Annotated in this window: 17 protein-coding genes; 16 read left to right on the top strand and 1 reads right to left on the bottom strand. The window is 29.3% G+C overall.

The genetic code is table 11. From position 1 onward, the window contains the following. Positions 1-200: 200 nt before the first annotated feature. On the bottom strand, positions 201-545 hold the full coding sequence (locus B3086_RS06610) for a hypothetical protein (protein WP_346846782.1): 345 nt from the start codon (positions 543-545) through the stop codon (positions 201-203). Positions 546-1,326: 781 nt separating this feature from the next. Here B3086_RS06610 and B3086_RS06615 point away from each other — a divergent pair. The 16 genes from B3086_RS06615 to B3086_RS06690 all read left to right on the top strand — a co-directional run bounded on the left by B3086_RS06615 (position 1,327) and on the right by B3086_RS06690 (position 12,550). After that, a complete protein-coding gene (locus B3086_RS06615; protein WP_346846783.1) occupies positions 1,327-1,728 on the top strand; it encodes a sigma-70 family RNA polymerase sigma factor in 402 nt (133 codons plus the stop codon). A gap of 80 nt (positions 1,729-1,808) precedes the next feature. Continuing rightward, positions 1,809-3,302 carry a virulence-associated E family protein gene (locus B3086_RS06620; RefSeq protein WP_346893021.1) on the top strand — a complete coding sequence of 498 codons (1,494 nt, stop codon included), beginning with the start codon at positions 1,809-1,811 and terminating at the stop codon, positions 3,300-3,302. A 186-nt stretch (positions 3,303-3,488) separates the two neighbouring features. After that, on the top strand, positions 3,489-3,851 hold the full coding sequence (locus tag B3086_RS06625; RefSeq protein ID WP_346893023.1) for a sigma-70 family RNA polymerase sigma factor: 363 nt from the start codon (positions 3,489-3,491) through the stop codon (positions 3,849-3,851). Positions 3,852-4,009: 158 nt separating this feature from the next. Further along, positions 4,010-4,309: a hypothetical protein gene (locus tag B3086_RS06630; protein ID WP_346876797.1), complete on the top strand. Its 300-nt coding sequence runs from the start codon at positions 4,010-4,012 to the stop codon at positions 4,307-4,309. A gap of 184 nt (positions 4,310-4,493) precedes the next feature. Further along, on the top strand, positions 4,494-4,976 hold the full coding sequence (locus B3086_RS06635) for a GNAT family N-acetyltransferase (protein WP_346846787.1): 483 nt from the start codon (positions 4,494-4,496) through the stop codon (positions 4,974-4,976). 105 nt (positions 4,977-5,081) lie between these two features. After that, positions 5,082-5,525 (top strand): GNAT family N-acetyltransferase, encoded by a 444-nt coding sequence (locus tag B3086_RS06640; protein ID WP_346846788.1) that lies wholly within the window; start codon positions 5,082-5,084, stop codon positions 5,523-5,525. Positions 5,526-5,796: 271 nt separating this feature from the next. Then, positions 5,797-6,714 carry a hypothetical protein gene (locus B3086_RS06645; RefSeq protein ID WP_346893025.1) on the top strand — a complete coding sequence of 306 codons (918 nt, stop codon included), beginning with the start codon at positions 5,797-5,799 and terminating at the stop codon, positions 6,712-6,714. A gap of 134 nt (positions 6,715-6,848) precedes the next feature. Further along, complete coding sequence (locus tag B3086_RS06650) at positions 6,849-7,316, top strand: NUDIX domain-containing protein (RefSeq protein WP_346891442.1); 468 nt, start codon at positions 6,849-6,851, stop codon at positions 7,314-7,316. 108 nt (positions 7,317-7,424) lie between these two features. Then, on the top strand, positions 7,425-7,844 hold the full coding sequence (locus tag B3086_RS06655; protein ID WP_346893027.1) for a GNAT family N-acetyltransferase: 420 nt from the start codon (positions 7,425-7,427) through the stop codon (positions 7,842-7,844). Between the two features lie 174 nt (positions 7,845-8,018). Then, a complete protein-coding gene (locus B3086_RS06660) occupies positions 8,019-8,264 on the top strand; it encodes a hypothetical protein (protein ID WP_346846792.1) in 246 nt (81 codons plus the stop codon). 374 nt (positions 8,265-8,638) lie between these two features. Further along, positions 8,639-9,349, top strand: coding sequence for an HAD family hydrolase (locus tag B3086_RS06665; RefSeq protein ID WP_346893029.1), 711 nt, complete (start codon positions 8,639-8,641; stop codon positions 9,347-9,349). 75 nt (positions 9,350-9,424) lie between these two features. Then, a complete protein-coding gene (locus tag B3086_RS06670) occupies positions 9,425-9,937 on the top strand; it encodes a GNAT family N-acetyltransferase (protein WP_346876792.1) in 513 nt (170 codons plus the stop codon). A gap of 282 nt (positions 9,938-10,219) precedes the next feature. Next, entirely contained in the window at positions 10,220-10,855 is a 636-nt protein-coding gene (locus tag B3086_RS06675) for a class I SAM-dependent methyltransferase (RefSeq protein ID WP_346891438.1), read from the top strand. A 229-nt stretch (positions 10,856-11,084) separates the two neighbouring features. Beyond that, positions 11,085-11,411, top strand: a complete 327-nt coding sequence (locus B3086_RS06680; RefSeq protein ID WP_346876790.1) for a hypothetical protein — start codon at positions 11,085-11,087, stop codon at positions 11,409-11,411. Between the two features lie 220 nt (positions 11,412-11,631). Further along, complete coding sequence (locus B3086_RS06685) at positions 11,632-12,090, top strand: GNAT family N-acetyltransferase (protein ID WP_346891436.1); 459 nt, start codon at positions 11,632-11,634, stop codon at positions 12,088-12,090. A 271-nt stretch (positions 12,091-12,361) separates the two neighbouring features. Continuing rightward, positions 12,362-12,550, top strand: coding sequence for a hypothetical protein (locus B3086_RS06690; RefSeq protein WP_346876788.1), 189 nt, complete (start codon positions 12,362-12,364; stop codon positions 12,548-12,550). The last annotated feature ends 249 nt before the right edge of the window (positions 12,551-12,799 follow it).

Consider the following 12,799-nt stretch of genomic DNA (forward strand, 5'->3'; position numbering starts at 1 on the left):
ATGTCCTATAATGATTAATGGATTAAATTATTTATTGTATCGAAATTAAGGCATGGGACCATCTTATGATCTCCATGCCTTTAAAATAATTCTTATAGAGATATATTTTCATTAAATTATTTATACTCACAAACTTCTAATCTCTACATCCATTAAGGCATCTGAAAATAAATAATAAGTGAAAGTTGATTTTAATATGCCTATTTTTTATCTTTCCTAACCACAATTACAGTTAATACAAAAATGATAAAACTCACAATGGATATGACTAAAAGTGCCATAAACCAAGTATTGTGCCCTAATGCATTATTATCTGCCAATACCCCTTGAAACATTAAACCTGCAGCCATTGCTAGTCCACAAAAAATATCAATAACCAAATCAAATCTTTGAATTAACTTGCCAACTGAATTATCTCTCTGTAAATTCTTTCTAATATGTAGGGATTTATAAAAATTCAAAACTATAATTATAAACAATACTACATAGGCGGAAAATACAAATCTAAAATGAGACATAACATCATTTAAAGGCTCCACTACCATTCTATAACCTCCTAAAAGAATAAAATTAAAATATTATATACTTTAATTTTATTGTAACTATCCAGTTACTCCTACTAATTGTAAAATATATACACGTATATAGCAACATATTTGAAAAACACTTTTATGGATAAAAACAATAAATTTTCAAAATAATTCAAATAATTCCTTGACCTTCCCTTAAAAATGTCATATAATGTAACTATACTTTTATGGAATTCGGGTTAATGATAAAAGTATTTGGTAGAAAAGACATAAATAAAAGGATATGTTAGGTTATATTAAGGGGAAATGTAGGTAAATGATATATTATCTATATTATGATTAAGTAATTTAAAGGGGAAATTAGTATAGAGAGGGGGATTAGATGTAATTGATTCAGGTGAGATGCCCAATTTGCAATAATAGATTATTCGATGTGGAAAATAGCTACGTTGGAATTATAGAGATAAAGTGTAATAAGTGTAGAAAACTTCTGGGGGTAAAAAATAATATTAAATTAAGAAAAATAGAATTTTCATATACAATGAGTTAAGATATAGGTTAAAGTATAATAAAACATACCGAGCAATGGAGTGATTAACTACCGAATAGCCGGATGGTTGCTAAATTAGCAGTCATCGGCTATTTTTTTATTTTAACAGAATTTAATCCATCTAGGGTTAGTTTTTAAAGCCTTTCATTGTGGAAGGCTTTTTTTATCCCTTTATAAGCATCTCCACCTAGGCTTTGAATAGCTTCATAAAAGTTTCAAAATAATTTGAAGCTAGGAGAGATGAATATGAAAATTAAGTATGAATTTATTACAGGTGAAGTTCAGAAGGTAGATATCCCTGATGAGCTTATTAAAGTTGTCATGGAGATAGAAAGGCAGGTTCATAATAATAATCGCAAGGAGAGACGCAAACACAATTCTCTTGAGGAAATGGAGGAGCATGGTTTTCAATTTAGATCTAATGATATTGAAGTTATTGAGAATGTAGAAGAAATATTAATTAATGAGAGTCTTTATAAAGCACTAGGTAAATTATCTTTCGATGAGAGAAAGTTAATTTACCTAGTGTTTTTTCAAAGGAAAACCATTGTGTCCATTGCCAAAGAGAGAGGGGTTAGTGAGGGAAATATAAGAAGGATTCTTAAGCTCATATATAAGGAAATAATAATCCTTTTAAAAAAACTTTAAGAAATTTTCAAAAATAGCTACGAATTAATTGCTACGAAGGCTTTATATATAGAGGGTATTTTTTTGAAGGAGGTTTATTTATGGATATTAATATTAATGTGAACTTTAATTGCAGGGAACTTATCAAGGTTTTAACATTGTCAGCTAGGTTTTTTAAAGCTTTGGATGAGAGGGAGTCTGAGGCTTTAGGTGCTGACGGTGAATTACCTAAGGATCAGGAAGAGGGACTGATTTGGAAGTTAGAGGATGTTAAGGGGGAAAGTGAGGAAAAGGATGCTAAGAAAGAAAAGGCATCTGAGAATTTTAAGGAGCCAATAACTAATGAAGAAAATCTAAAGGGGAAAATAGCTTTAAATGAATTTTCCCATAGAACTATGATTAAGGGTAATCTACCCTGGCATAGGCTTCTTAATAAAAAAGAAGGGGATCAGTGGAAGGACAGTGACGATTCATCTTTAAGGCATTATATAGAAAAGGTTTATAGGATAACTAGTCCCATGGAGATTAATGATGGTCTTTTAATTGTAGAGGAGAAAAATAAGTTTCATCCCATTAGAGATTACTTTAACTCCTTAGTGTGGGATGGAGTTAAAAGAGTGGACAACCTATTTATAGATTATCTAGGAGCTAGTGATACTAAATATAACAGAATGGTTACAAGAAAAGCTTTAGTTGCTGGGGTGGCTAGGATTTTTAATCCAGGAGTGAAGTTTGATTATATGCTGGTTTTGGTTGGAAAACAAGGTGTAGGCAAGAGTCATATTTTAAGCCTTCTTGGGCAAAACTGGTACTCAGATTCCTTTAACACAGTGCAAGGGAAAGAAGCCTATGAACAACTTCAAGATGCTTGGATTATAGAAATGGCAGAGCTTACTGCTGCAAAAAAAGCAGAGACGGAGGCAGTTAAACACTTTATATCTAAGAGGGAAGATATCTATAGAGTTGCCTATGGAAAGAGGGTTACAAAGTTTCCAATGCAGTGTGTATTCTTTGGCACCACCAATGAAATGGACTTCTTAAAGGATAAAACAGGGAACAGAAGGTTTTGGCCTGTAATGGTAGAGAAACATAGAATTAAAAAGAATTTATGGAGAGAGGATATAAAGGCTGAAATCCACCAGATTTGGGCAGAAGCTGTGGAGCTTTGGAAGATAGGAGAAGGGTTATACTTAGAGCTAGAACTAGAAAAGCAAGCAGTTAAAATCCAAGAGAAGCATACAGAGAGAAGTTCCATAGAGGGATTGATTCATGAATACCTTGAAATGCCTCTTCCTGAAAATTGGGAGGACCTTGATGTGGCAGCTAGAAGAAGTTATATTCATGGAACTAACTTTAAGGAAAATATAATACCCACTAAAAAAAGAGATAAAATATGTGCCATGGAGATATGGGTGGAGCTATTACAAGGAGATCCTAAGTACATGAAACCTATGAATTCTAGAGAAATTAATGATGTGCTCCGTGTCCTTGAGGATTGGGAACCCTATAACATGGGCACAGGAAAGCTGAGATTTGGTAAAAATTATGGATGTCAAAGAGCCTTTATAAGAAAGAATAATTATGAAAACACTTAAAAGCTGTATCCCTGATTCCAAAGACACAGGGAAAGACACAGTTAAGGACATGCCTCAAACCTAGTAATAATAAGGGCTAATCCCCTATGTATCTATTATGTCCATGATATTCTATTAGAGCATATTTATAATATAAATAATATATATATATACTATATATGTATATATAGGGGAAAAAATGGACACATGGACACAGGAGGAAATAGCCTAAGAGAAAGGATTTTTGTTATGGATAATTGTGCTAAAATTCAAGAATTGGTGACAAAGGCAAAAGCAGGGGAGGATACTGCCCTTGAAGAGCTAATAAAAAATTTCAAGGCTTTTATATCTAGCCAAGCTGTGGCTATAAGTGTAAAGGGCTATGACATAGATGACCTAATTCAAGTGGGTATTATTGCCCTATATAAAGCAGTCCATGGCTATGATATAACCAAAGGTCACTTCCCATGTCATGTAGCTATAGCTATAAAAAACAACCTTGAAGGTCTAATTTACATGGGCAGAAACACCGATGGAAAGAATTCTGTTAGTAAGCTTCAGAGAAGCTAAAAACTCTATTTATAAGGTTTTACTGAATGTATATAGAAATTTAAATTTAAGTTAATACCATTGGTCGTACAATATGGTAAAATTGTAAATTATAATAGAATATTGCAGCGTGCTAAATAAGCACCTTGCATTACCATGGAATATCTAGGAGGTTCAGTATGAAATTAAGGTTAAATATTTACTCATTCATTTTATCATTGATATGTGTAATATTATTCTTTTTATCAATAGAATCAAATAAGGTAATTAACTTTACAATGGATCTATTGCAAGTGCATCCATTAGTTATAGTTATGATACTTTCTATAATCACACTATTACTAGGGCTACTTGGATTTTCGGCAGCCATCAGCTGGTTTCAATTATTTAGAGGAGTCTTTACAGTAGCCATAACCATTATAATGACAGGATTTATAATTTTTATCTTAACTGTTGGTAGGGTAGTTTCATTTACTTAAACTAAAAAGTGGTTGCTTCTAGAAAAAAGTAGCCACTTAATTTTATGACCTTTTCTTTAATTGGATGCTTTTTGTACATAAACATACACTTTATAGAAATTATGTTACAATAAGTTTATAATATAAGTGAATAATTGTAGGAAAAACGTGTCAAAGTACTAAACAATAAGAAGGAGAAGTTATAATGAATAACAAGATTTTGTATCAAAAGATATATACTGATGACTATAAAGAATTAACAAAAATCATGACTTCTGCATTTAATGAAGATACATCAATGCACACGGATATAAAAGAGGATGGACCTAAAGGATATAATGATGGCAGTTTGATTAAATGGCTCAATGAGCACACAGATTTTGAAAGTTATAAAGTTATTTATGAAGGAAATACAGTTGGTGCTTACACAGTTGGAATTAAGCCCAATAATGAATATAGTTTGGAAATGCTCTTTATTGATCCAAATTACAGAGGACATCATCTTGGAACTATAGTTTGGAATGACATAGAGCAAAAATATATAAATGCTAAGATATGGACAGTTGAAACGCCGGATTATTCAATAAGAAACCATAGATTTTATACTAAAAAATGTGGATTTACATTTTTAAAGGAAAACATATATAATGATGAATGCAAATCTTTTGTTTTTAAGAAGGAAAAATAATATTATAAACAGATTGAATTAAGATAAGAAAGAAGATTAATCAAGTAATTCATTGGTTAAGATGCATGAATTTAAATGTTTTGAATTTGGGGGATAAGTAATTATATGAATAATATATATTTTAAAGATATAGATAATACTAATGAAAATATTGTTAGGAAAATAAAATTAAAGTCAGACCAAGAGAAATTTATTGAAACTGTAGATGAATGCTTAGAAGAAGCAAGAACTTGTAGTCAATGGAATCCTGTAGCTATATATCATAAGGAGGCAGTAATTGGATTTGCAATGTACGGATCCTTTGGGCCTAATAAAGATACTTGGATTGATAGAATAATGATAGATGAAAGATACCAGGGAAAAGGATTTGGAAGAATTGCAATGACCAACCTTATTGATATAGTTTCGAAAAAATATGATGTTAATACTATCTACTTAAGTATAGTTGAGCAAAATACATTAGCTTATAGTTTATATAAAAGCATTGGATTTGAGTATATAAATGAAAAGGATGTTAATGGAGAACTTATATTTAAGTATACAATTTAAAATGATTGTTTAAGCAAGGTGGAGTCGGAGAGCTTTTATGTTTTAAAATCTCATCTTTTTATATGGTGAAATTGATATATAATTAAATAACTTATTAGTAATACTGTTTATTTTAGAGTATCTCTATATGGAGGTGCTTTTAATATGCTCATACAGTTTATTTCAATTGTGCTATAATAAGTATGTTAAGGAATAATTGTGTTAAATTACGAAGTAAATAAAATACGTATATTGCAAAAGTATAAATTTGTATTTATTAGAAGGAGGTAGTATGAGTACAAACAGTATAGAGATGTTAAAACTTATTGACTTGAAGCCTGTGAGTAGCAGAATAAATTATGAGGTTTTAGAAACATTCCAATGTAATGGATACACAAGGGAACTTATTCAATATTTCATACATGGACGTAAAAACACTGCCTTTTTGCTTTTGCCAGATGGAGAAGGAAAGCATCCAGCAGTTTTAATAAATCATCAACATAACAGAGAAAGAAATCTTGGCAAAAGTGAAGTTTGTGGTCTTGCTGGGAATCATCTTCAAGCCTTTGGTCCTGCACTTGCAGAGAGGGGATTTGTTGTCATAGCACCAGATTCATTGTGTTTTGAGGATAGAAGAGTTAATGCCTCGGGAATCAATAAAAATGATGAAGATGATGACTGGCAGCATTTTCTTACAATGTGCTACGGAATACTCACAGGTCAGACTCTGGCAAAAACAGTAATTGAAGATGCAATGGGAGCAATCAGTGTGTTAAATGGATTGGATTGCGTTGATTATAATAAAATAGGTTGTTTAGGACATTCATATGGAGGTAATACAACTATTTATCTTACTGCATTTGATAAAAGAATACATTATGCTTGTGCTAGCGGTAGTGCAGCAACATTTAGAAATAGAATTAAGAATAATGTTGGCATTGAAATGGCAAGTGTTATACCAAATTTTATGAGATATTATGATATTGACGATGTAGTATGCGAGATTTGCCCAACTAAATTTCTAATTGTATCAGCAATAGAAGATAAATACTCGAAAGATGCAATGGATATCTATAAAAAGGCAGAAAAGGAATATAAAAAATGTAATGCAGGAAATCAAATTAGTATTAAACAATATGAAGGTGGTCATGCACTTACATCAGAAAGATTTAATTATATAGTTGACTGGATTATTGAGGCTGCAAAATAAATATAGGAGTTTAATTAGTTCGTAATCTTCTATAATTAAGAAATTATATTGATAAGTTTCGCATAGGGGTATAAGAAAGTGAACTTAAAGTCTAAAAGAAACTTAAATGAGGTGTTTTAGATATGTTAAGGAATATGACTACAATTTATATTATATTTAAAAATAAAATGTTACTGCTTTATAGAGTTGGTTCAAGAGTTGTGCAACCTTCTTGGTGTGGTATAGGTGGTCATTTTGAAAAAGGCGAACTAAATAATCCAAAGGCATGTGTTTTAAGGGAACTGTTTGAAGAAACAGGTATTACAGAAAACGATATTGGAACTGTAGATTTAAAATATGTTACACTTCGTATGAAGAATAATGAGATTAGGCAAAACTATTACTATTTCACTGAACTACAAAACACTGAAATAGACATTAATGAATGTGATGAAGGCATATTGGAGTGGGTTAATATGAATGAAGTTTTAGATAGAGAAATGCCTTTTACTGCTAAAGAATGTTTGAGGCATTATTTGTCTATAGGTAAAGATAATAATAAGTTGTATGCAGGAATTGCAAGTGAAAATGGTGTTGATTTTATTGAATTAAAGGAATTTTGATGGTTGTCCTTTTCTTAAAACGGAAAATAAGAAATTATTAGTGAGTGGTAGAAATTAATTCTCCACATAAAGTAGCTAGTTCAAATATATATGAAATGGAGAATAAAAATGAATATAAAATATAAAGAAAATGGAACGTTTGAATTAAAACAATTGATAGAATTATATAAAAATGTTGGGTGGACAGTATATTCAGATAAACCTGATAAACTATTTAAGGCAGTAAAAAATTCCTTATTCAATATTGGAGCTTTTGATGGGGAAGAGTTGATTGGATTAATTAGGGTTGTTGGTGATGATGCTTCTATTATTTATATACAAGATATCTTAGTAAAAGAAGAGTATCAAAGACAAGGCATAGGAAATTATCTTTTACAATCAGTATTAGATAAATATAAGCATATTAGACAAATTGTACTGATGACTGATAATACAGAAAAAACTAAAGCCTTTTATAAGAAAAGTGGTATGTCCACATCATGTGAACTTGAAGGAATTACATTTGTTAAATACAATTTTGAGGCATAGATTGATCAGGTTTTAATGGCTTTGATTAAAAATCAAAGCTGTTTATTTTAAAGCATCTCTATATAGAGGTGCTTTTATACATTTTATTGAAATTGTGTTATAATAAGTATATGAATAAGAATGTGAAGGAATAATTATAAATTGTTACGCACTATCATATAAGGGGGTATATATTTGAGAGATATATTAAGAGAATTTCCTGTTATTCTAGAACTACTTTCTTTGATTCCTTATTGTATAATACTTTGGGGATATATAAAGCATATAAAGATATCTAAAAAACTAAAGAGGCATGATGATACAGAAATAGTTAGTAAGGAAACGCTAGAAGAACTTAAGGTAGCAAATAGATTAATTATAATTGGATTTATTACAGTAATAGTTTTGAGAATAATTGGGGTATTAATTTACATTGAATAATTTGAAAACTTATTAATGGTTTAATTTTAGCTTATTTTAGTCTATTATAAAATCCAAACTCTACTAACAAGACTTCTTTTGCTTTAGAGGAATTTATGGTATTTTATAGAATATATTACCATAAAGCGATCAGCGATGGTTGTGCAAAAAGCATATATACAAATGCATTTAAGCAACGGAGCTAAAAGGAGGATTGAAGCATGCTAAAAGTGGAGGAACTTCTAAATTTCGATTTAGACCCGATACCTAGATATCTTTTAATTTTCCTTTATCTAATTCATGGAGAGACCATGTTAATAGAAAGATTGACTGTACGGTTAGGATACAAAAAATATTATCAAGGCTAGATAAATAATAATTTGCGGAGGGGTTTTATGGCTAAAGTTAGAGCTATTGTCTTTGATTTATTTGACACATTGCTTCATGATATTAAATTTGATTTTAATTCGGGTTTATCTTATCTACATAAAAATATTTTATCAAAAGACACTGTTAAAGCTGAATTTCTAGATTATGCAGCTACATATTGGAAAGAACTTTATGATAAAAGAAGCGAGGATAATTCAGAACTGGCATTTGAAGATGAACTTTTAGATTTTAAAAATAAATATGGTTTTAAAGTGAATTATTCCCTAGAAAAAATTTTATTTAATTGTGCACTTGAAATAAATACTACTGAATTGTTTAATGACACTATTTCTACCTTAGAGCAACTTAAGTTATTAGGAATCCCAGTATATTTATTAAGTAACTCCATATTTAAAAAGAATGTAATGAAAAGATTCATTAACCAATATGATTTAGAAAAATATTTTGCTAATATACATTTCAGTGCGGATTATAAGATAAGGAAGCCCCATAAAGATTTATTTAAAATTGTATTTGATGATATTAAAAAGTATGATACTACCATCGAAATGGAACAAGTTTACTTCATTGGAGATAACTTTGAAGCTGATGTTCTAGGGGCTGAAAAATTTGGTTTTACACCTGTTTTTATAAACCGTAAACATGATACCCATATTAATAACAAAAATTTTATTGAGATTAATTCCCTAAATGAATTATTAGAGATAATTAGATAAAAATAGGCATGTTAGACAAATTGTAGGATGACTGATAATGATATATAAGCAAGAGTGAATAATGCTTTAAAGAGAATGTCAAAAAATATGGATTTACTAGATAAAAAGATAACTAATTATATTGTATATGAGGGTGATTGTATGAACTATAAAATTGTGAAAATAGATGCACGGAATTATTCATTATTTGATGATATGATATATTGGAGAATGAACGGTAGTGAAAGATTACCATTGAAAGAAGCAATTAAGCAAAGTATTATAAATGAATTGTCAAATCCTAATTTGTTTATATATGTGGTTGAAGTGGAAAGACGATATGTTGGTTGGATTTCATTAATTTATATGCCTAAAGTTGGTAAATATAATGGTTTTGGACATGTTTATGTTGATGAATTATGGATTCATCCTTCATATCGCAGAAATGGGTTTGCCTATGAATTAATGAAAAAAGCAGAGATATTAAGGCAAGAAAAGAATGCTACAGGCATTAGGCTATACGTAGATGTTGATAATATTAGTGCAAAAAAATTATATGAACAATGTGATTTTAGTGTTTCATGTTCAGCATACTTAATGGAAAAGTAGTTGCAATTATAAATTGCATTAAGTTGAAAGTTTCTTAAATTAGGTAATGAAATTAATAAATAATAAGCAATTGAATAAAAACCTATATGATATCGTAATTAAATCCATAAATATTGATAGGTCTAAAAGATATAATTCAATGGTTGATTTTTATATTGAATGGAACAAATCATTAAGGACATTATAAACACAATCTTATATAACATAAGACTAAGTAAAGGTTATTTATATAATATTTCATCATAAATTATAATTCAATAAAAAGAAACTAGGAGGTTTGTCATGACACAGAAGAAATATTGGAATACAGTCGCAGAAAACAAAGAATTTACAACACCTTTTCACTTTGAAGAGTTTGCTAAGTTTGTTAATAAGGAAGGTATTATTCTAGATGTGGGTTGTGGTTATGGAAGAACATTAGAACAGCTAAATTTAGAAGGGTACAGCAATTTAATAGGAATTGACTTCTCAGAGAAAATGATACAACGAGGCAATGTAAAATATCCTCATTTAGATTTGAGGGTAATGCAAGGAGATAATATTGAATTAGATAGTGAAAGTTGTGATGCGGTTATTTTATTTGCAGTGCTAACGTGTATTGTTAACGATAAAGAACAGGCAGCATTGCTAAAAGAAATAGAGCGTGTTTTGAAACCTAATGGGATTCTGTATATTAATGATTTCTTACTAAACACAGATGAACGCAATATAGAACGTTATAAGTTATTTCAAGATAAATACCAAAGATATGGTGTATTTGAATTACCTGAAGGTGCTATAGTTAGGCATCACGATATAAAATGGATTGATCAATGTTTGCAGCCATTTGATAAATTGATTTTAAATCAGGTGGTATATACAACTATGAATGGAAATAAATCAAACGGTTATTATTACTTAGGTAGAAAAAGAGGATAATCATAAAGCTAACGATAATAATTATTAGTTAGGATAATTGACACTCTTTTCATTTTGAATTTTTTCATAAGTTGTTTAGTTAATACCTAAGCCTTGCCTTCTTCTTAATTTGTCCACCTTATAGAGTACATTTTATATTGCTCCTATTTTATAGTGCAAAATGATATAAGTGAATAATTGTATATTATTATTAATAATACATAAAATATCACTGAGAGGTGGATATTATATGAAAAAATTTATTATGATCTTACTAATTTTAGTAACTATTATATTTGGTACATCTATTACAACTTATGCATCTTCACGAAATATGTATAAAGAGGGTTTTTATAAAGTATCGGATTTTAATCATTCAAAAGATGGTTCTTATCATGTTCAAAATATATCAGCATATAGTATTTCTGTTATTGTTTTTAATGAAAATAATATTAAAACACAAGTCTTATATCTAGAACCTAAATCACCAAGACATTATTTAGTTTCTCTTAAATCTGAATATAAAATCGTAATAGTTGGTGACGGTGAAGTACATATTGATGCAGGTATAAAATAATTAGATCTTATATTTTTTAACTAGTTATTATAAAATAAGTATACTTATCATTAAATGGCTTTGATTTGAAATCAAAGCTATTTATTTTAGAGCATCTCTATATAGAGGTGCTTATTTGCATACATTTTATTGTACTAATGTTATAATAGGTATTATATTTATGATTGCAAATGAAAAAAATTAGGAAATTGTGTTCAAATTAATTTTAGGGGGGGATTTAATGTATCAATATTATAAAGGATTGATTATTAGAGAAGGTGCAGATGGGATTAAGGGGGATATCATTAAAAAAATGTACAATGAAGTTGGTTGGGTGTCTGTAAATCAACCGTTATGGCTAGATGAAAAGTATGAAATCTGCTTTAAAAATTCATCATGGGTTTTCACTGTCTGGGATAAGGAAGATATGATAGCTATGGTAAGGGTTGTATCAGATAGAGTCATGACAGCAACAATCCAAGACCTGGCTGTGAAAGAAGAGTATAGAGGAAAAGGCATAGGTAAAAAACTTATAGACTTGTGTTTAGAAAAGTTACCCCATGGAAATTGGTGGGTGCATACTACTCCAGAAAATTATGATTTCTATAAGAAATGTAGATTTGAGATTCCTCAAATATCTGATAGTTCATCAATGATATATATGGGATATATTAAGGCTAAATTAGAAGGACATAGATGAGGATGTGGAAGATAGTGTTAGGAAATAAGGGGAATACTAGAAGCAAATAATAAAAGATTATGAAAATCTAGCTAATTACGAACTAGAACTTACTAGCATAGAAGAAATATTACCAATAATCATTAATAATGATAAATCAAAAATTATATTTAGTGATAATGAAAATGATGAATATTGCAATTCATTTGTAGAGGTTTTTAGGAAATACGCTCAAATAGTAAGGGATTGGAGTATTAATATAGATGCTGAAGAAGTTTATGGTTATCCTAGTATGGATGATTTGAAAGAATTGCTCAATGACTTAAATCAGTACTATGATTTATTCTGTTTAGAAGAAAGGGAAAATGAATATTATGTTGGAAATATTCATTTAAAAGATTTTAATTATTCTTACGTAAGTAAAGCTATAACTAAAGTAATTAATAATTCATATTTTGAAGAAATTAAGAAATTATATTAATATATGATTCTATTAAGACATTTAATAAATCTATAGATTAGTATTTAATAAACCTTGATTTGAGCATCTCTTTTTAGAGGTGCTTTTTGTATTTTAATATATCTTATTGTAGTTGAGCTATAATAAGTATTATATTAACAAACCTACCTCATAAAAAAGCAAATGATACTTATTTGAAAATGAAATGGATAGATATAACATGGTTATTAACCTTCTTAAAATCACATAATATAAGTGCTTATAATTTAT

Origin of the sequence: Clostridium sp. UBA871, assembly GCF_002295255.1 — a bacterium.
Classification (GTDB): Bacteria; Bacillota; Clostridia; order Clostridiales; family Clostridiaceae; genus Clostridium_J; species Clostridium_J sulfidigenes.